The sequence below is a fragment of the Lactobacillus sp. 23-2 genome (assembly GCF_044902225.1).
Classification (GTDB): Bacteria; Bacillota; Bacilli; order Lactobacillales; family Lactobacillaceae; genus Lactobacillus; species Lactobacillus absianus.
In genome coordinates, this window is record NZ_JAOQBX010000005.1 from 65,198 (window position 1) to 86,225 (window position 21,028).

At 54.4% G+C, this 21,028-nt stretch carries 13 protein-coding genes; 10 read left to right on the forward strand and 3 right to left on the reverse strand.

Annotated elements, in window-relative coordinates; translation table 11 throughout:
* Positions 1-140 precede the first annotated feature (140 nt).
* The 4 genes from OCH80_RS03235 to OCH80_RS03250 all read left to right on the forward strand — a co-directional run bounded on the left by OCH80_RS03235 (position 141) and on the right by OCH80_RS03250 (position 5,017).
* Positions 141-2,597: a hypothetical protein gene (locus OCH80_RS03235; RefSeq protein WP_404537844.1), complete on the forward strand. Its 2,457-nt coding sequence runs from the start codon at positions 141-143 to the stop codon at positions 2,595-2,597.
* 20 nt (positions 2,598-2,617) lie between these two features.
* Positions 2,618-3,022 (forward strand): hypothetical protein, encoded by a 405-nt coding sequence (locus OCH80_RS03240; protein ID WP_154548981.1) that lies wholly within the window; start codon positions 2,618-2,620, stop codon positions 3,020-3,022.
* A 15-nt stretch (positions 3,023-3,037) separates the two neighbouring features.
* A complete protein-coding gene (locus OCH80_RS03245; protein WP_206989149.1) occupies positions 3,038-3,697 on the forward strand; it encodes a hypothetical protein in 660 nt (219 codons plus the stop codon).
* Positions 3,698-3,883: 186 nt separating this feature from the next.
* Complete coding sequence (locus OCH80_RS03250; RefSeq protein ID WP_404537846.1) at positions 3,884-5,017, forward strand: Rib/alpha-like domain-containing protein; 1,134 nt, start codon at positions 3,884-3,886, stop codon at positions 5,015-5,017.
* A gap of 119 nt (positions 5,018-5,136) precedes the next feature.
* Here OCH80_RS03250 and OCH80_RS03255 read toward each other — a convergent pair whose 3' ends face one another.
* Complete coding sequence (locus tag OCH80_RS03255) at positions 5,137-6,039, reverse strand: LysR family transcriptional regulator (protein ID WP_404537848.1); 903 nt, start codon at positions 6,037-6,039, stop codon at positions 5,137-5,139.
* A gap of 9 nt (positions 6,040-6,048) precedes the next feature.
* Positions 6,049-6,966 (reverse strand): LysR family transcriptional regulator, encoded by a 918-nt coding sequence (locus tag OCH80_RS03260; protein WP_404537850.1) that lies wholly within the window; start codon positions 6,964-6,966, stop codon positions 6,049-6,051.
* Between the two features lie 507 nt (positions 6,967-7,473).
* Between OCH80_RS03260 and OCH80_RS03265 the strand changes: the two genes are divergently transcribed.
* The 3 genes from OCH80_RS03265 (at position 7,474) to OCH80_RS03275 (ending at position 11,206) form a co-directional block, all read left to right on the forward strand.
* The gene (locus OCH80_RS03265; RefSeq protein ID WP_404537852.1) at positions 7,474-8,706 is read left to right on the forward strand and encodes an argininosuccinate synthase; all 1,233 of its coding nucleotides are present in this window, start codon (positions 7,474-7,476) and stop codon (positions 8,704-8,706) included.
* Between the two features lie 61 nt (positions 8,707-8,767).
* Positions 8,768-10,150, forward strand: a complete 1,383-nt coding sequence (gene argH / locus OCH80_RS03270; RefSeq protein WP_404537853.1) for an argininosuccinate lyase — start codon at positions 8,768-8,770, stop codon at positions 10,148-10,150.
* A 216-nt stretch (positions 10,151-10,366) separates the two neighbouring features.
* Positions 10,367-11,206, forward strand: a complete 840-nt coding sequence (locus OCH80_RS03275; protein WP_154548987.1) for a hypothetical protein — start codon at positions 10,367-10,369, stop codon at positions 11,204-11,206.
* Positions 11,207-11,305: 99 nt separating this feature from the next.
* On the opposite strand, the gene OCH80_RS03280 is transcribed toward OCH80_RS03275, so the two are convergent.
* Positions 11,306-12,208, reverse strand: a complete 903-nt coding sequence (locus OCH80_RS03280; protein ID WP_326832011.1) for a LysR family transcriptional regulator — start codon at positions 12,206-12,208, stop codon at positions 11,306-11,308.
* A gap of 558 nt (positions 12,209-12,766) precedes the next feature.
* On the opposite strand from OCH80_RS03280, the gene OCH80_RS03285 reads away from it, so the two are divergent.
* The 3 genes from OCH80_RS03285 (at position 12,767) to OCH80_RS03295 (ending at position 20,852) form a co-directional block, all read left to right on the forward strand.
* Positions 12,767-14,512: an ABC transporter ATP-binding protein gene (locus tag OCH80_RS03285; RefSeq protein WP_404537855.1), complete on the forward strand. Its 1,746-nt coding sequence runs from the start codon at positions 12,767-12,769 to the stop codon at positions 14,510-14,512.
* 69 nt (positions 14,513-14,581) lie between these two features.
* Positions 14,582-16,345, forward strand: coding sequence for an ABC transporter ATP-binding protein (locus tag OCH80_RS03290; protein ID WP_404537911.1), 1,764 nt, complete (start codon positions 14,582-14,584; stop codon positions 16,343-16,345).
* Positions 16,346-16,652: 307 nt separating this feature from the next.
* Positions 16,653-20,852 (forward strand): EAL domain-containing protein, encoded by a 4,200-nt coding sequence (locus tag OCH80_RS03295; RefSeq protein WP_404537857.1) that lies wholly within the window; start codon positions 16,653-16,655, stop codon positions 20,850-20,852.
* The last annotated feature ends 176 nt before the right edge of the window (positions 20,853-21,028 follow it).

The following is a 21,028-nucleotide window of genomic DNA, read 5'->3' on the forward strand; positions in this document are numbered from 1 at the left end:
TGGCAGGGAATCATGCGGTGACTGGTAGAGGGCGCGGGTTCGGTGCTATAATTTGAATGACAAGGTTTACATCCGCGCGGCGGCAAGCATTGGCGGCGCGTGAATAAATTAAGCAAGAGAATCGATTTTAGGATAAAAAGATGGCAGCAATTATTGACAACCAACGAAAACTCATCATCCAGCATGGCTTCTTGGAAGACCTGCAGCAGACGACGGAGAAATTTTCCCGCCTTGCCGCGATCATGCCCGACCTGGACTGGCAATTGGTCGAGCAGGTCTTTTTGCCCAAATTCCAGCAGGTTGACCTGCTGGTGCCGCTGTCCAGCCGGCATCTGCCCGACCTGACCCTGGCCCAGAATCTGGCGCGGGATCTGGCGGCCTTGGATGAGTCCCATGAAGCAAGCAGAAAGCGGCTCTTAGATGGCAGCCTGACCGTTCGCTGGATTCCGGCGGCTGACTTCAGCCTGCTGATGCTGTCCAATGAAGACCATGGCCAATGGCGTCTCTACAGCGGGAGCCGCGACTTGATGCTGGTCAGCTATGGGGAGAAAGAAGAAAGCGACGAGGACTGGGCGGTCTTCCAGCAGGTCTGGCTGACCCAGCAGAAGGCGGCCAAGCCTTATTTAACCCGCGACCTGTTGCAGGAATACGCCAAAGCCGATGACGCTGACCGGGCCAAGGTCCTGTTCAAGGCCTCCGGCTTGGCCGACCTGATTTTGAAAGAGCCGGTCAGCTCATTTAAAGAAGCCGCCAGACAAGCCCAGCTGCGCCATGGGGCGGAAAACCGCCGCTTTCGCTCGGCCGTCAAGCTGCTGAAGATCAAGGAGGCAATTGACCCCAAGCAGCTGGAAAGCGCGGAGCAATTGCTGGCTGATGAGGAACTTGGGACTAAGCTGGCCAAGCTGGCCGTTAAAGGCGACGTGCTTGACGGGGAAGCCATTTCCCTGCCGGATGAGCCGGCCCATTACCCAAAGCCCATGTACCTGCAGGACCAAGCAACGGGGACGATCATTGAAAAGCCGGACGTGGACTCCTACCAGAAGACGCCAGTGGTCGTGCCTAAGCCAAGCCGCCAGGACGTCTCCGCGATTTTCGACATCGTGCGTTTTTACCGCGACCGCAAGCAGGACAACGAATCCCAGGCTGCTTTTTCATTCCTGATGTACGTCCTGGAAAGCGGCAGCATCTGGAAGATCAGACAGGCCATTGACCAACGAAACGGGATCGTGGAAGACGTGCCGATCGTCGTCGGCCTGATTGGGCAAGGGGAGACGGGGAAGTCAACCCTGCTCAAGATTGCTTCAAACCTGACGATTGGCAACACCAAGTCGATCGTACAGGCCAGTTCAGAAGACAAGCTCTTTGGGATGACGGCAGCCGTCAGAAAGAAGCTGCTGGCCGGCAAGAGCCTGACCAAGCAGGACCGGGCCAGCGCCTACAGCTCCAACTCCAAGGTCATCAACAAGAACATTTGGAGCTTTACTGACCGCTACATGGACGTGGATTCGTCAATCACCCCAATCTGCATTGATGACCCAGAGGTTTCCCTGTTCTCCTCAGCTGCTGCCCAGACCTTCTTGAAGAAGCGGTCCAACCGCCATGGCGACAAGCTGGGCGTTGAGCCGGTCGCGATTTTTTCAATGAACTCCAAGGGCAAGGACATCGAGCTCCTGGCCGAAGTTGGCCGGCGCGGCTACGTCATCAGCCAGGGCAACCAGTTCCGCAAGAAGACCGATGCCGACATCCACTTCTTTGAATACCTGGATGGGAACACCGACAACCACGGCCACTGGCTGAACAATGCCCTCTTCCTCTATCTGACCAGACAGATCGATCGCTGGGTGGAGAACATGACCGACAGCGACTACCTGAAGCTCAAGCGCGACTTCTTATACCCGGTCAAGCATGCCTTCTGGCAATTGGTCAAGGAGTATGACCTGGTCAACACTGAGACAAAGTACTACTTCAACATGAAGAACTACAACCTGGCCGATGACTTAGGCAGAAGAAACTGGAGCATCTTGCTGCACGATGAGGCTACCCTGCGGGAGATCACCTTTGCCAGGGATGCCGCGGACTGCACGGTGCCGGCCCGCGTCTTCCCGAATAAGAACGACATCCAGCGCTACTTTGGCTACTTACCATCAGCAGCTGAGATCTGCAAGACTTTCGACAGCCAGGGGCTGACCATCAATTTTGCCAACATGGACATGTGGCAGGGCAACCACCTGTTGACCGAGCGCTATGAGAAGGCGACCGGGATCGCGGCTGAGCGCTTTGAAATGGAAAAGGCCAAGGCCGCGGCCGAAGTGCAGGGCCAGACTATGGGGGCCAACATCGCGCCATATCTGAAGAAGAACGCGGAAATGATGGACAAGATGATGCAGGTCACCCAGGAAAACGCCCAGCTGGTCGCTGAAAAGCAGAAGCGGCAGGAAGAGCAGGAGCGGGAGGCTGACGAGAAGCGCAAGCAGGCCGAGCAGATCCAGCAGCTGCAGGACCAGCTGGCTGAAGCCAAGGCGGCCCAAGCCGCCAAGGAAAAGGAAGACCAGGAAAAGAACAAGGAGAAGCGGGGCTTCTTCCACTTTTTCAAATAGTTGATTACAAGGAGCATAATATGACAGATACCCAGTGCATGATTGCCGTACAGGAAAAGGACAATACCGTCAGCGCGGTCTTGCTTGAACATGGCGGGGAGCTGGCCCAGGCCGGCAAGACCCTGCTGGACAGCTACCAGGACTATGAGCAGGTGCTGGACCTGGTCAACTTGGGCGATTTGAAGACTTTGGGCCAGACTCCGGCCAGCAGCCATTCCTACTGGCGCGACAGCCATGAAGATGACAAGATCATTGAGACTTACGCGGACACGGAAGTTTTCGACCGGGCCACGGAAGACCAGGGCGACTATGTTGAATACTGCTACCTTTACTGCAAGTACGAGGGCAATTTCCAGTGGCTGGTCCGGGACTTCAAGACCGGCGACAAGCGCTTCAAGTCCCTGGCCAATGCCCTGAAGCATTAATTTCGGAGGCAAGGCATGACCAAGGCAGTTGAAGAGATGACGGAAGAAGAATTGACCCGTCTGCTGGATGAGAAGCGGGCTGAGCGCTGGCGGATTATTTTTGCCAGCCTGATCACGGACACTGCTGAGCAGAGCGCCAAAGAAGCCGGACTGGACTACCAGCCCAACATGAAAATCAAGGTCAAGCTGAAGGCCTTTCAGGCTGACTTGATCCGCCAGTATGATGAGGACATCGCGGTGCTTGAAGGGGAGTTCACCGACCGCGGGGAAGAAATTCCCAGACGGGCCTTGGACTGGCGCAAGTCCTACCGCTTTCCGGTCAAGAGCACGCCAATGGCGGACTGCCTTGCCTTGGCGGAACTGAGCGACAAGCTGGCGGTCAGCCAGGCTGCGGCCGCCCACTTGGTGGTCTTCTTAGGGGTCAAAGTCAAGTTCTATGGGGAAGCCTTTCAAGGCCTGTACGATCCATGCGACTTCGCGGCGCTAAAGAAGGTCCAGGCCGGCGACTTGACCAGCCTGGGCATCCGCAAGCGGGCATGGCTCAAGCTGGTCCCCGTTTCACAGAAGCGGCTTGACCACTGGCTGGCCCAGTATCATCCTGAGGGCAGGCAGGATGAGCTTTTGCCATGGGACGAAGCCGTTACCGCCAAGCAGAATCTGACTGGCAATGAATAAGAATAAGGCTGGCAAGCATTAATGAGCTTGCCAGCCTTTTTTACATAGAAAAGGTGGCTGTTAAGAAAATTAAGCAATTTTTTATATAAGCCCCAAATTTTGTCCAAACAGGCTGGCTTTTCTTAAGGCGGATCCCGTAAACTGAGCTTGCGGACCAAGAAAGCAGCATAGAAATGGAGGAAGCAAATGAAGAGCAAGTGGCAAGGCCTCATCCTGGCCATCTTCTTGCTGACCAGCCTGGCAGCCTGCAGCTCAAGCAGCGGAGCAGGCGAAAAGAATCGGCCGGCAAGGGAAGAAGCCAGGCCAGCGGCCAGCAAAGCAGCCAGGCGAAAAAATGCCGCGGAAAGCACAGGAAAAACAGCAGAAACAAAAGACGCAGACAAAACAGGAAAGTGGGCTAGAAGCAAAGAGATACAAGCAGACAAAGCTTCAACAATAGCTTCAGCAAAAAAGGCATCCGGCAAAGCCAGATGCCTGCCGCGTGTCAAGAGCCAGATCGTGCTGGCGGCGGATTACGATGCCGACGCTTACCAGGTTCAAGGGCGCTTGTTAGCGGCGCTGGTGCAGAACCTGGCCCAGGTCAAGCAACAGGCGGTCCGCTTGGAAGTGGCAGCTGATCCTGGCTGCCACCGCTATTTTCAGCCAGAGCTTCCGGGCCGGCAGACCGCTTATCTTTACGTGGAATATGCCGACGGCTTTGAGTACTTGAAGCGGGTGCTTGTCCAGGTCAAGGCCCGGCCAGAGGCCATGGCGGAGCGGTTTGCACCCGATTTTGCCAAGACTTTGCTTTATTCGCCGGCAGAATTGGAGCAAAATTGCACGCCGCCAGCGGCAGAAGCTGACCCAGAATTTGCCTATGGAGCCCTCCTGGCCGCCCATCAGCGCGCCAAGCTGCCTGAAGGGACGGAAATGACCCTGACTGGGATCAGCGCGGGCGATTTCGCGACCCCAGGCCTGCATGAGGGCGTGGCACTAGTCCGCTACCCTGACCGCAGCCTGGACCAGGTGCCGGTGCAAATCAAAATCCCGCTGTGGGGGCAGGCCCGGCAGACCAAGCTGCTCTACCAGAATGCCGCCCAGCCTTTTCCGGCCCGCTGCAACGAGCGGGCTGACTTTCAAGCGCTGCTGGGGCAGGCCGTCCTGGCCAATTATGAAGCGGTCAAGGGCAAGATCCATGATCTCATGGTCATGGACGCGGACGAAAAGACTTATGAAGACTTCCAAGAGGCCGGGAGCAGGCAGGTGTCGGTCAAGGCCATGTTCGCGGATGGCTCGGTTGAAGCCGAAGGGCACCGGCTGAAAATCACCGTGCAAAAATGATCCAAATCCGAATAGTTAGGGCTTGGATCATTATAAAAAATCCTCATGTAAATTAAAAAGACATGATCCAAGTCATGTCTTTTTAATTAGCAAATCTGTTTAAAATGTCTCAGCTTTGGCTAGCCAAGTTCGTGAACTGGAGCCATCTTGCCGGCCTCAAGCCAGCCCTGGAAGTCGATAGCAACGGTCGACATCGTTCTGGCCTGGATCGCGCAGCCGTATTCAGCTGCCTTGCCCGCTCCTTCAAGCGGCAGAACAGTCAGCTCCGGGTCAAGCGGCAGGGCAGTGCTTGGCAGAATGCCGAGCGCCATGCCGGACTGGATGCTCAAAATGGCTGAAGGCATTGAATTGGCGGAAACGATCTGCAGATCACGCACCTTCTGCCACAGGCTCTTTTGCAAGGCAAACAGGCTGGGACTGGCAATGCTGTCTTCCAAGAAGACCACTCGCTGGCCGGCCAAGTCGCTGATTTGCAGCTTGTCTGAGCCCTTAAAGGCGCCCTTCTTGAAAGTGACCGCGTACGTGCCGACAAGCAGGGGCTTAAAGTTGATGTTGGCCTGGTTGGCGATAGCGTCTTTGTGCAGGAAGATCAGGTCCAGCATGCCTTCATTGAGCTTGGTGACCAGTTCATGGTAATTGTGCTGCTCAATCAAGAACTGGACATCGGGATTTTCCGCGCTATAGCTGCTGATGGCCTGGGACAGGCCGGCAACTTCGTACATGGTTCCGCTGATGCCAACGCGGATCTTGCTCTTGGACTCAGCACTCATTTGCTCCAGCTTGCGGATCGTGTCCAAGTAGCCGTGGTGGATGGGCTTGATGTCCTTGTAGAAGGCTTCGCCGACCGGAGTCAGGGAGACCTTCTTGCGGGTGCGGTAGAAGAGGTCAGCTCCGAGAAACTTTTCCATTGAGGAAATGGTCTGGGACACGGCTGACTGAGAAACGCCCATGTTGAGCGCCGTTCTTGAAAAGCTGAGGGTTTCTGCCAAATTGATGAAAATTGCCAGATGTTCTGTGTTCATAACTGCCTCCTAATCCTGTTCAACTGGGTGCATTGCGGGCAGATCATGCTTGACCAGCCAGTCGATGAAATTGGCGGCGGCTTCTGACTTGTGCCCCTCAAGGCTGGCAATGCCCAACTCAGTCGTATATTCCTGGGCTAGCGGCAAGAGCCGCACGTCTTCGTCGCGCGGGTCAACGGCTAAAGGCGAAGCTACGCCGGCGCCAAGCCCGGCCCGGATCATTTCGGAAAAATCCACGATGTTGTTGGCAAGCGTGTAGTCGACTTCAGGAAACTCGCGGGTGAGCTTGGTCTGCAGGGCATTCTGCACCGGCAGGCACCAGCGCGGATCCAGGAAGATCAGGCGCTCATTGGCCAAGTCTTGAAAACATACTGGCTGCTGGCCCTTGAAGTCATAATCCTTGCTGACGGCCACGCAGTAGCGGCTTTTGGCCAGAAACTGGTAGTCAAATCCGACTTCGTTGCTTTCGCTGAAGGTCTCGGGCTTGGTCAAGATGACGTCACAGTAGCCTTGCTTCAAGCGCTCGACCAAGGTGCGGTAGTCGTAGTTCTCAAGGAAGACCTTGACTTGCGGGTAGTCCTCGCGGAAGTCCTTGATCAATTCCGCCAAGGCGTAGACGTCATATGGAGTGCCGCTGAAGCCGATGGTCAACATGGTCTTGACTGACTGGGCAACTTCCCGGGCATGAATGACGGCCTTGCCAAACTGGGTCAAGACCGGGTGCATCCCCGAATAGAAGAGCCGCCCGGCTGGAGTCAAGGAGACCTTCTTGCGGTTGCGGTAGAAGAGCTTGGTGCCCAGATACTTCTCAAGCGAGGAGATCGACTGGGATACGGCGGATTGAGTGATGTTCATGTTTAAGGCGGTCCGGGAGAAATTGAGCGTTTCCGCCAAATCAAGGAAAATTTTAATTTTATCTGTATTCATTGTGCTTATTAGACTTCCTGATTAAAGATGATTACAACTAATCATAGTTCTAAGAATACTCTAGTTACCGTTCATAGTCAAAGCGGCGGTGCTAAATTGCAAAAAGCTCTTGCGCAAAATTAAAATCATGTTAAAATACTCAATAACAAATCAATCAGCGATGGCAATAGTACCTGGGCCCCTGACCTTTTCAGCGAGTTTCGTAGTTGTGAGGAAACAAGGCCAGACTGGGGAACGCGGCCGGGAGCGCGGCTGATGAAATTGAGGCAGCCGCCGCAGCTCTGCGATATAGGGCAAGAGAGTCCGGAACAGACCGCATGGTCTGACCGGGAATTAAGGTGGTACCGCGAATTCAAATCGTCCTTTTGCATTAGGCAAAGGGGCGATTTTTGATTGCCAGGCAATTTTTAGATGAGGTGAGCAAGATGAGGCAAGAATCAAGGAAGAGCAACAGGACAAGCAAGCACTTAAAGAGAACCAGCAGATTCAGATATCAGGAGATTAATTATGACTATTGACAAGAGCAAGATTAAGAAGATCGTATTGGCATACAGCGGCGGCTTGGACACTTCGGTGATCATTCCCTGGCTGAAGGAGAACTATGACAACCCGGAAATCATCGCGGTTTCCGCCAACGTGGGTCAAGGGGATGAACTGGACGGACTGGAGGAGAAGGCCAAGAATTCCGGCGCTTCCAAGCTGGTCGTCCTGGACCTGACTGATGAATATGTCAACGACTACATTATGCCTTGCCTGAAGGCTGATGCGAAATACGAGGGCTACCTGCTGGGCACTTCCAACGCCCGGCCTTTGATTGCCAAGGGGCTGGCTGAAGTCGCCATCAAGGAAGGGGCGGATGCCATTGCCCACGGCGCGACTGGCAAGGGCAATGACCAGGTTCGTTTTGAACTGGGCATCAAGCACTTTTTGCCGGACATGCCAATCATTGCGCCTTGGCGGGAATGGGAGCTAAAGAGCCGGGAAGACGAAATTGAGTACGCCGCCGCCCACCACGTGCCGTTGCGGATCACCAAGGAGACCAACTACTCCAAGGACAAGAACCTTTGGCACTTGAGCCATGAAGGGCTGGACTTGGAAGACCCAAGCCTGGAGCCAAGCTATGAAAAGCCCGGCTTTTTGGAAGAAGGCGTTTCCCCAATTGATGCTCCAGATGAGCCAACCTACATCAGCCTGACTTTTGCCAAGGGCTTGCCCGTTGCCTTGAATGGCCAGCAGCTGACTCCAAAAGAGATCGTCCTGGCCTTAAACAAGCTGGGCGGGGAGAATGGAATCGGCATTCTGGACCTGGTTGAAGACCGGCTGGTCGGCATGAAGTCCCGGGGCGTTTATGAAACTCCTGGCGGGACCATCCTCTACTTTGCCCATGAATACCTGGAAACCCTGACTTTGGACAAGGAAGTCCAGCACGAGAAGGCCAAGCTGGCCATCACCTACGGCGAGCTGGTCTACGATGGCAAATGGTTCACGCCTTTGAAGGATGCCTTGGATGCTTTTGTCGACCAGACCCAGGAAGCCGTCAACGGCACGGTCAAGCTTAAGCTCTACAAGGGCAACATCATCAAGGCCGGCGCAAGTTCAGAGGACAGCCTCTACTCACCAGAACTGGCAACGTTTGATGCTTCTGACTACGACCAGGCGGAAGCCGGCGGCTTCATCGACCTGTTTGGTCTGCCAATCTCCGTTCAAGCCCGTCTTGATGCCAAGAAGGGCAACAAGTAGGCCAGCTGCTTTATATAGTAGAAGCAGAGCGTGACGGAGATTTTTGACGAAGGAGATTGCCATGAAAAAGATGTGGGCTGGCCGGACGGTTGGCAAGACGGACCAAATCGCGGATGACTTCAATTCATCGATTCATTTTGACCAGCGGCTTTACAAGGAAGACATCGCGGGCTCAATCGCCCACGCCAAGATGCTGGCCAAGCAGGAGATCATCCCGGAAGACTCAGCCAAGGACATCATCAAGGGCCTTGAAGGGATTGAAGCTGACCTGGACCAGGGCAAGCTTGACTTTGACCCTACTGCTGAAGACATCCACATGTTCATTGAAGAAGTTCTGACGGAGCGGATCGGGGCGGATGGAAAAATGCTGCATACGGCCCGGTCCAGAAATGACCAAGTGGCCTTGGACATCCGCTTGTACATGCGCAAGGAAAACCAGGCCATCCAGCAGCTCTTGACTGACCTGGTGTCAGCCCTGTGCGACAAGGCGGAAGAATACAAGGCGGCTTTGATGCCCGGCTACACCCACCTGCAGCGGGCCCAGCCAATTACTTTTGGCCACCAGCTGATGGCTTATGCCTACATGTTTATGCGCGACAAGAGCCGCCTGGCTGACATGGAAAAGCGGATGAACTATGACCCAATCGGCTCTTGTGCCTTGGCGGGGACGACCTATGACACGGACCGCTTCTATGAGGCCTCCTTGCTGGGCTTTGCCGGGCCGGTACCCAACAGCCTGGATGGGGTCAGCGACCGCGACCACGTCGTGGAGGACTTAAGCGACCTGGCAATGGTGATGATGCACCTGTCGCGGCTGAGCGAAGAAATCGTCTTATGGTCATCTTGGGAATTCCACTTCGTGACCCTGGATGATGCCTACACGACCGGCTCCTCTATCATGCCGCAGAAGAAGAACCCGGACATGGCGGAATTGGCCCGGGGGAAGACTGGCCGGGTCTATGGACACTTAATGGGCCTTTTGACCACCTTGAAGGGGTTGCCGCTAGCCTATAACAAGGACATGCAGGAAGACAAGGAAGGCTTGTTTGACGCGGTCGACAGCGTCAAAATGTGCCTGGCCACCTTCATCCCCATGATTGAGACCATGCAGGCCAACGAAGACGCCATGCTCAAGGCGGCTCAGCGCGGCTTCATCAATGCCACCGACCTGGCGGACTACCTGACCAAGAAGGGACTGCCTTTCCGGGATGCCTACCATCTTTCCGGCCAGCTGGTGGCTAAGTGCATCAAGGAGGAGACTGTCTTGGAAGACCTGCCTTTGGCTGAGCTGCAGCAGTTCAGTCCCCTGTTTGAAGAAGACGTCTACCAGGCGATCGATCTCCACAACTGCCTAGAAAAGCGGAAGTCATTCGGCGGGCCGAGTCCCGCGTCCGTGCAGGCGCAAGTAGCGGAGGTCCGCCAGCAGCTGCAAGTTAAAGATTAACGAATCTTGCCTGATTTTCTTTAAGCATTAAATATTTTTGACCTTGTTCTTAGACACTGACAGGCATTCTGTCAGTGCCTTTTTATGTTTTTTATTGTTGCTGAAGATTATTCTAAGAATGCGCTTGCATTCACGCCGGAGCTTTGATATCTTATTTTTGAAAAAATTAATAGGTTGTCCTGATTAATGGATAATTGTGCAAAGGAGAGAAAAAATATGTCATCAAAGCCAAGCATGTCCTGTCATCGTTTTTGGGATAAGCCGCCGTGCATCGCGATCAGCCACGACTCAATCTACCGATTTTCAAAGCAAGAATTGGCGCAGAGCGTGACTGACGCCGGCTACCGGATGGGGCCAGGGTTCCTCGCGGCCTATGACCTGCGGGACAAGCCGCTTGATGGCATCTATCGGACCGTGATCTATGACCGCCAGGCCGGCGTGGTCTTGTCGGTCCGCTCGGTCAATTTCCTGCTTGCCCGCGTAGAGCGGCAGTTCACCAATACGGAAATGTATATGCATGACTATACCCTTAGCCTGCTGGGCATCAAGGAGCGGCATATCATTTCCTGCGGCAGCTATGCTTACTTCAGTTTTTATAGTTTTCGCCACCGGCCGCTGGATTTGGTTGGCCTCTGTCCAATGGTGGATTTTGCCTTTGCCGACCAGAAGGCGGCTTTCCGGACGAGCAATATTCCCTGCCGCTTCCTGTTCGACGTTGCTTCAAGGCCAGGCAAGGCCAAGCACGACCTGCAGGCTGGATTGACGCACAACTGGGCCATCAAGTTCTACCTGCAGCAGCTCAATGAGCGGCATGGGGCTGCCAAGCCCAAGTGGCCGGCCGATTCGATCCTGCATCAGCCGGGATATGTTGCCGGTCAGACCTTGAAAGAGCTGGAAGCAACCGACTTTATGCAAGAGGCCAGAAAATGCGAGGAGGACTTGGCCCAGGGCTTTTCCCTGGAGTTTCTGCGCAAGCTGGAGTATCCCCTCTACGGCGGAGCTGACATCGACCGGATGCTGGATGCCTGCCGGGCGGCCTACAAGAACATGCACTAAGCTAGGATATATCTGCGCTGACTGCAACCAAAAAGCCAAGACTTAAATAAGCCTTGGCTTTTCGTCATTTTTAAGGTAAATTTGCTGTATATTAAGCTGCTACTTGCTGAGATCCTGTCCCTTCATCCAGCTGAGCAGGGCATCAACGTCAGGGTTTTCCCGGTCGTCGGCAGTGATTAGGCTCAAAGTTGAGGCGTTGGCGCTGACGTCGAAGTCAAATGGAATCTTCTGCAGGCCGTAGGCCGCCGTTGCTCCGGCCGCGAAAGGCTGAACGGCAATTCCCTGCTGAGTCAGGACCATCATTGACTGGGCCACCACGTTGTTGGCGAAGAAGATGCGGCTGCTTGCGCATTCTTGCTCCAATTTCTCCTGCAGGGCCGACATCACCGGCGGAGCCCAGGAGGAGTCCAGGAAGATCAGGTCGTTGCCATCAAGATCGCTTGGCTTCAAGCTCTGCTTGCCGGCAAAAGCGTGAGACTTTGGAATCACGGCGCACCATTCGATCTGGCAGAGGTCGGTGTGGCTGAAGCCGGAAGCCTTGGGAATGGCTTCCGAGGTAGTCAGGACCATGTCCAGCTCGTGGGCGGCCAGCTTATTCATCAGGTCGGCATGCTTTTCAACATAGTATTCAAAGTTCATCGTTGGGTGCAGGGTCTTGTACTCGCGCAGGATGCGGGGGATGATGACCTGCTCGGCTGGCATGCCCAAAAGGCCGATCCGCAAGATGGTTTGTCCCTCAGCCATGGCAATCCGCTTGGCTTTGGAGAGGGCAATGCGGTAGCCATCCAGCTCGGCCTTCATGCTGTTGTAAAGGCTCTTGCCGGCAGGGGTCAGAATCATCTTCCGGCGGGAACGGCTGAAGAGCTGGTAGCCGAGCTGCTTCTCAATTGAAGAAATGGCCAAGGAAACGGCTGGCTGTGACATGTTCATGTTCTCCGCGGTCTTGGTAAAGCTCTGCGTCTGGGCCGCATTGATGAAAATTTCTAAGTGTTCAATTCTCACGGTAATTCAGTTAGCTCCTAATTCTAATAATGAATGCAAATCGCTCGCAAAAGTGCCCAATTTGCTGCTAGCGATCCAAAAATAATCATATCTCAAGTCTGACATAAAGAAAAAATTATTTTCCAAAAGCCCGATTTTTTTGGAAAACAAGCAAAAGCTGATCAAATAAGTTTTTTATTCCAGCTGAAGAAAAGAATAAAAAGGCTGATGACAAAATGGGAATAATGTTGCCGGTCGGCCACTCCTTTTCAGGTCTGCTGGCAGTCACTTTGGCCTAGGCCAAATGCCTCGATTTTCCAAGCTTTTTAGCCTGCTTGTCCAAAAAGCGCCTTGGCCTGTCCGGAGACAGTACCAGTATTTTATATATTATAGAACCCTCTTCTTAAAAGCAAAGGAAAAAAGGTTAAATTTAATTTCTTTAGGACGAAAAATGATATTGAAAAATTTGCTGGAAGGGATCACAAAGTTCATTCAAATACTAGTGAAATCAGAATCTGTCTTTCAGGAAAGTATGCTAAAATTTAGCAAGATAATATTTAGAAATGGAAATTGTGAAAAATGAAAAATCTCAGCAAATATTTGGCTGATTACAAAAAAGAGAGCATCCTGGCGCCCGCGTTTAAGCTCCTGGAAGCTCTTTTTGATTTGCTAGTGCCGATCGTCGTGGCCCAGATCATCGACTATGGGATCAAGCAGCACAACCAGCCATACATCTTCCAGCAGGCCGGACTCTTGGTCCTGCTGGCGGTTCTGGGGATCGCGTCTTCGGTCACGGCCCAGTGGTTTGCCGCCAAAGCCAGCGTCGGCTTTGCGACCAAGCTGCGCCAGGCGGCTTTTGACAAGGTGGAATCCTTGAGCTTTGCCAACCTGGACCAGACTGCCCCCAGTACCTTGATCACCCGGTTGACTTCCGACATCAATCAGGTGCAGACAGGCTTGAACATGGCCCTGCGGCTCTTGCTCAGAAGTCCCTTCATCGTTTTTGGCTCCATGGTGATGGCCTTTACGATCAACTTTAAGGCTGCCTTGATCTTTCTGGCGGCAATTCCGCTGTTGGCCTTGGTCGTTTTCGGCATCATGCTGGTGTCCATCCCGCTCTACCGGCAGGTCCAGGCCAGACTGGATGAGATCACCCGACTGACCAATGAGAACCTGACCGGGGTCCGGGTCATCCGGGCCTTTGGCAAGGAGGGGGCGGAAGTGGCCAAGTTTGACCAGAAGGTCGCGGCCATGACCAAGCTGAATGAGTTCGTCGGCCGCCTGGCGGCCGCCTTGAATCCGCTGACCTACGCCCTGATCAACATCGCGACCATCATCTTGATCTACGTTGGCGCCATCCAGGTCAACAGCGGCGCCATGCAGCAGGGGCAAGTGGTGGCCTTGTACAACTATTTGGCCCAGATGATCGTCGAATTGATCAAATTGGCCAGCTTGATCATCACCATCAACCGGGCCCTGGCTTGCGCTGACCGGGTTGACCAGGTCCTTAGCATCGAGCCGGTCCAGACTTATCCGGAAAAAAATGCGGCCAGGCCGGCTGATGCCAGCGTTTCCTTCAAAAACGTGACCTTCACTTACCCGGAAGCCAGCGCGCCAGCCCTTTCGGACATCTCTTTTGAAGCGGCTGCCGGCTCAACGGTCGGCATCATTGGCGGGACGGGATCCGGCAAGTCCAGTCTGGCAGCGCTGATTGCCAGATTCTACGACGCGGATGCGGGCGAGGTTGCCATCGGCGGGCAGGCAGTTGCCGACTTGACCCAGGAAGAGCTGCGCCAGCAGGTGGCCGTGGTGCCCCAGAAAGCCCAGCTTTTTGCCGGCAGCATCCGGGACAACCTGCGCCTGGGCAAGGAAGCGGCCAGCGACCAGGAGCTGTGGAACGCAATCAAGCTGGCCCAGGCCAGCGACGTGGTTGAAAACAAGGCGGGGAAGCTGGACTTTAAGATTGAGCAGGAGGGGCGGAACCTGTCAGGCGGGCAAAAGCAGCGTCTGACCATTGCCCGGGCTCTGGTCAAGCAGTCCCCGGTTCTGATCATGGATGACAGTGACAGCGCCCTTGACCTGGCTACGGCAGCCCGACTCCGCCAGAGCGTGGCTGACCTTTTGCCCAAGCCGACGACCTTTATCATCTCCCAGCGCGCCTCGTCCATCATGCAGGCCGATCAGATCCTGGTCTTGGACGATGGCCGCCTGGTGGGGAAGGGGCAGCATCAGACCCTGCTGCAGACCTGCCGAGTCTATCGGGAAATCATCCGCTCCCAGTTCCCGGATTGGGAGTTGCCTGAATTGGAAAGCGAGGTGGACTGACCGATGGGGAAAACTACCCAAAATAATAGGAAAAAAGCCGAAAATAAAGTTGGCGGCCAAGCCGACGGCATGTCTTCATGGCAAGCCATGAAGCGGGTGCTGCGGCTGCTGAGCAGCTACCGGATTCTGCTGTTTTTGAGCATCATTTTGGCTGGAATTTCCGTTTTGCTGCAGCTGTACGTGCCGGTTTTATTCGGTGACGCGATTGACCAGATTATTGCCCAAGGGCGCGTTGACTTTGCTGCCATCACCCGCCTGCTCGCCAGGATCCTGATCCTGGTCCTGTTGTCTTCGGCCGCGACTTGGGTGATGGGGATCATCAACAACAAGCTGGCCTATTGGACCGTTCAGGACATTCGCCAAAAAGCCATCCGCAAGATCCAGCAGCTGCCTTTGGCCTACCTGGACCAGCATTCAAGCGGGGACATCGTCTCCAGAATCATTGCCGACGTGGACCAGATCTCTGATGGCCTGCTTTTGGGCTTCTCCCAGCTGTTCACGGGGATAGTGACCATTGCCGCGACCTTGTTCTTCATGTTCTCCAAGTCCGTGCCGGTCACCTTGCTGGTCCTGCTTTTGACCCCGGTCAGCTTCTTGGTGGCCAAGTTCATTGCCAGCCATTCCTACCAGATGTTCAAAAAAATGACGGACACCCGGGGCCAGCAGACCGCCCTGATTGAAGAAATGGTCGGCGGGGTCAAGGTCGTCAAGGCCTTTGGCTATGAAAAGCGGGCTTCAGGCCGTTTTGCCAAGATCAATGCCGACCTGCAGAAGTACAGCCAGGCCGCGACTTTCTATTCCAGTCTGACCAATCCGGCAACGCGCTTCATCAACTCGTTGATCTACGCGCTGGTGGCCTTGGCAGGAGCCTTCTTGATCATGGCCGGCCAGCTGACGGTTGGGGGCTTGAGCGTCCTGCTTAACTACGCCAACCAGTACATGAAGCCTTTTAACGATATCAGCTCCGTCGTGACCGAGCTGCAGAACGCCATGGCCTGTGCGGCCCGCGTTTTTGCCTTGATCGACCAAGAGCCGGAAGCCATGGCTGCCAGCCTGGAAAAGGGGCAAAAAGAGCTTGGCGAGGACCTGGGCAGCGTCAAAGGGGAGGTGGACCTGCATGGGGTCAACTTCTCTTATGTGCCAGACAAGCCGCTGATTCAAGACTTCAACCTGGAGGCCAAGCCGGGGATGCGGATTGCCCTGGTTGGTCCGACTGGCTGCGGGAAGACGACTACGATCAACCTGCTCATGCGTTTCTATGATGCCGCTTCGGGCTCAATCATGATCGACGGCAAGAGCATCTACGAAGTTTCCCGCCACTCCTTGCGCCGGAACTTTGGGATGGTTTTGCAGGACACTTGGCTGGAAGAGGGGACGGTCAGGGAAAATATCGCTTTTGGCAAGCCGGAAGCCACGGATGAAGAAATTATCGCCGCGGCCAAGGAAGCCCGCTCCTGGGGCTTTATCCGCCGCCTGCCGGAAGGGCTGGACACGTATTTGACCGCTGACAGCCTGAGCGGCGGGCAAAAGCAGCTGCTCTGCATTACCAGGGTAATGCTGCTCAAGCCGCCAATGCTGATTTTGGATGAAGCCACCAGCTCCATCGACACGCGGACGGAAATGCTGATTCAGCAAGCTTTTGACCGGCTGATGGCCGGGCGGACCTCCTTCGTCGTGGCCCACCGCCTGTCGACGATCGTCAATGCCGACTTGATCTTGGTGATGAAGGACGGACGGATCATCGAGCGGGGAAGACACCAGGAGCTGCTGGAAAAGGGGGGCTTTTACAGCCAGCTCTACCACAGCCAGTTCGCGCAAGAAGAAATGCTTTAGTCAAAGAGTCTGGGAAAAACGTGGCAGTTGAGTACTTTTGAGCTTCAGCAGCTCTCTGCTGTGATTTGAGATACATGAAAAGACTTCCAGAAGTTTTACGCTTCTAGAAGCCTTTTTTATTCGTTAGAGTTTTTCCCAGACTCTTTTGCGTGTCCATGAGCTTGAAAAAATAAAGCGGTTTAAACAACAACTATTTCAAGTTATAATCTTACTAAGAGCATGACAAAATCTGGAAACGAATGCTGCTGATTGGCCGGATACCAGGCCAGCATTTCCGGCAATCGTATAAAGAAACAAGATGAGCATTATGACTAAGAAACCAAACCTAAAGCAACTGATCGACCAAACCTTCAGCTATATCCGCGAACCCTTCCTGGTTTTGCAGGTGAATCAAGGACAGCTGCCGCGCCTGGTCTACGCTAATGCCCGCCTGCTGGAGCTATTGGCTTGTGACAATTTGGAAGAACTGAACGAGTATTTGGACAACCAGCCAGAAAAAATGGTGGTCGCCCAAAACCTGGACGCTTTTCGTAAAATTGTCAGTGCCAACAGCGGCAAGGCTGACCACATGACCCTGACCGACCGCCATGGCCAGGAGCACATCGTCAATTTGGAAATCCGCCGCGCGCCCTTAAGCGAAAGCGGCCTTTTGATCTGCTACGTAACCCCGATCGAGCTCAACCGCGACGTCTTGACCGGTCTGCTTGACCTGCGCTCTTTTCAAGAAGTTGGCCAGACGCAGACCGCCCTTTTGCACGGCTTGGGCAAGTCGACCTCGGTCATCTCCTTTGACTTGGTTGGGATGAAGGATTACAACAACCAATACGGCTTCAAAAAGGGCGATGAGCTCCTGCGCTTTGTCGCTAGCCAATTGACCCGGGCTTTTGGCGAGAATGCCTGCACTCGGTCAGGTGAAGACCGCTTCTACGCCTATGCCGTGGACTTTGGCCTCAATGCCAAATTGCAGGAGATCATCGATGAGGTCAGAAGCCGCCGGGAGATCCGGGTTGGGGTCAGCGGCTATGACCCTGACAAGCTGACTTTTGACGAGGCCTGCAACCAGTCCCGAGTTGCCTGTGAGAGCTTGGCTGATCCCTACAAATCAGGCATCGTCTTTTATGATGAGAAATTGGATCACAGGCACCGGCTGCAAGAGCACGTGCTCCACCATATCGACGAAGCCATCGCCAAGGGCTGGATCCAGGTCTACTACCAGCCGGTAGTGCGGACTTTATCGCAAAAAATGTGTAACGTGGAAGCTCTCAGCCGCTGGATTGACCCTAAATACGGAATAATCTCGCCTGGAGACTTCGTGCCGGTTCTTGAAGACGCCGACCTGTCCTACAAACTGGACCTGTTCGTCTTAAAGCAGGTCTGCCAGATGCTGGACGCTCGTCTTTCCCAGGGGCTGCCGGTGGTTCCGGTCTCCATCAATATTTCCCGTTCTGACTTCAATGCCGTTGACCCGGTAGCGGAAACGGCAGCGGTCCTTGACCGCTATCGCCTGCGCCACAGCCTGATTGCCGTGGAAATCACGGAAACCGCGGTCATGCAGAGCCGGGAGGAGATCTCTAAAGCCATCGGCCGCTTCCATGATCTGGGCTTTCAGGTTTGGATGGACGACTTTGGCTCCGGCTACTCATCCTTGAATGCCTTGAAGGACTTTCATTTTGACGAAATCAAGATTGACATGGGCTTCATGCGCAACTTGAATGACCGCTCCAAAAAGATCGTCACCAAAGCCATCTCCATGGCCAAGTCCTTGGGAATTCATACCCTGACTGAAGGGGTGGAGACTGAAGAGCAGTTCCGCTTCTTGAAGGATGCGGGCTGCGAACGGATCCAAGGCTACTACTTCGGCAAGCCGCAGGCACTGGACGACCTGCTGGCGCATTTGGCCTTTAAGGAAATCCCAATTGAACCGCCGGAGGAAGCCCAGATTTTTGCCAAGGTTGGCCTGATCGATCTGATTACCCCTGAGCCATTGGCCATCTACTTCTATGATGGAATAAGCTTTGCTCCAATCTATGGCAATGCCCGCTTTAAGGACTTGCTGGCGTCAGCCGGCTTAAACGACCGCCTGGCTGATTCAAGCATCCTGCACGGCCTGGCGGAAAAAGCCGTCAGAAGCAACGCCAAGCGCGTTTCCATCGTGATTTCAGGCGGACGCTACTTCCAGTTCTCTTTCAAGCCGGTTGCCCAAGCCCGCAAGGGCTGCGTCCTTTTGACCAAGATCGATGGGACCATCAGCCAAAAGGAAAGCCGGCAGCTGGACTTGAACAAGTCCTTGAAAAACGTGCTGCCGATCTTCAGCCGGATCTATGATCTGGACTTTGCCAGCGACCAAGTCCGCGTCGTGGCCAGTGACCTGGTCGGGGAAAGTCAGGGCCAGACCTTGAGCGGCCTGGCCAGTGCCGCGGAATTCTATGGCAGCGAATGCATCCACCGCGATGACCTGCCGCGCTGGCGTGACTTCTTAAGCTACCGGCAGATCGTTGGCAAGCTGAAGGCCCAAAAGCGCAACTGGCTGACGGAAAACTTCCGGACCAAGGTCAGCGGCGAGCTCTACAACTGGGGCGAATATACCTTGGTGCAGATCAGCGATGCAGAATTCATGCTGATGGTCAAGGTGGACAGCCGGGAAGACGAGCGGCTGAAGGTCTCCTTGCTGGAAGAAATGTATATGAGCAGCCGCCGGGGGCTGGATACGTCCATTGACAACGTTGAATATGAGGTCTGGAAGACCTTGCAGCATGAATCCAGTCTCAAATTCTTCTGGAAGGACACGCAGCGCCGCTTTGTCGGCGTCAGCCGGGCCTTCCTCCAGTACTATGGCTTTGCCAGCCAGAATGCCGTTCTGGGCAAGACTGACGACCAGATTGGCTGGCACAAGGACAATGGACCGTTTAGAGACGATGAGCTGCGGGTCCTGCAAGAAGGCCGGCCGGTCATCAATGCCCAGACGACCCAGGTCTTCAACGGGATCACCAGCCATATTATGGCCTGCAAGTTTCCAATTTTTGACCATGGCCAGATCGTTGGCCTGGTTGGCTACTTTGAAGATCTGGACGCGGCGCTTTCCAGCAAGGAGCGGGTCTTCCCTGGCAAGATCTCAGAAGCTGATGCCATGACCAGCTTCCTGGACGGCAACGGCTTAGCCGCGCGTTTAGTCCAGTACGACGACTACTGGAAGCAGAACCAGCGGGAATACTGCGTGGCTTGGATTGAGGTGGCCGACTTTGACCGGATGAAGATCAACAACGGCTCGGTCTTTGCCAACAAGCTGATCATGATCTGTGCCAAGCTTATCAATGAGCACTTGGCCAAGCGCAATCTGGTTGCCCGGATGCGGGGAGCGGCTTTCGTGATTGCCACCAATACCTTGTCTAAAGAGGAGCTGGCGGCAGAAACGGCGGAAATCAAACAAGCCATTGAAGAAGTAAGCGACATCAACGGCGTCCACTGCCAACTGAACGTGCGGACCGGTCTGGCCCAGGCAAGCGAGGCCAGCTACAGTCAAGAGGCGGTCCAATTGGCCGTCGACCGGGCTTGGGCTGACGAGCGGGAAAAAGAAGAGGACCAGAACCCGGTCAGCGAGTTCAATGAGTATTTGGACCTGCCCTTGCCATTCGTGGTCACCAAGCCGGTCTTTAACGCTTATGGCGACAAGGTGGAAGACGCGATCCTGGTCTTTGCCAACGAGCAGTTCTGCGAGCGCCTGGGCGTCAGCCGCCATGCCCTCTTGGGCAAGCGCTATGCCCAGCTCTACGGCGAGCGGGAAGAGTGGCTCAAGCTCTTGGCGCCAGCCCTTTGGGGCAAGCTCGTCACTGGCGGCTGCTACAACCGGGCGCTGCGGGCTTGGACCAACTATTATTCAAAAGCCGCGGTCTTGCCGGGATGCACGGTGACGATTTTTGAGCCAGTGACTCAAAGCGGCAATGAATCAGCCTTGAAGACGGCGGTCACGGATGAGGAATGCTTCCGTGTGACCCACTTGCTTTTCAACGGCCACCAGTTCTACCATAATATCAAGGATGCCTTGGGCGAGATCGGTGAGGTGGCCGGGGCCAGTCATGTAGAAGTCATCAGAACCGACCGGCACAGCTTCTCCGTCGATTATGAGTGGAGCAAGCAGGGCGGCGGACTTTTGGGCGATGATGCTGAAGAGCTGGAGTATGGTTTCATCCAGCCTTTGGAAGACCAAGCCCAAAAACAGGGCTATGTCCTCTTACGCGATGTCCGTAAGCTGGCTGAAGGGAACGGCAGCTTCCAGAAGCAGGCCGAATTCCTGCATAAAAAGGGCGTCAAGCGGCTCTTGGGCGTGCCGATTTATGATGATGATCACAACCTGAGCGGCTACCTGCTGGCCACCGACTGGCAGAAGAGCGGGCACTTGGACCTGATTCGCCTTATGCAGCTCTTGACGAGGCCGTTTCAGCAGAAGCTGAAAGAAATCGACCGGCGGATTGGGCAGAACGAGTTTGGCAACCGGGATGACGACAATTAGCTAAAAATACACTAGTTATTTAATAAAGAAAAGATATAAATCGCAACAGGCTAATCGCATGATTAGCCTGTTTTTATTTGGCACAAAAAGTCATGCCAAAGATGTGAAAAAATCACTATTTCTTATTGAAGCGATGTAGGGCTGTCATATACTGACAATTGAAAAGATAAATTAAG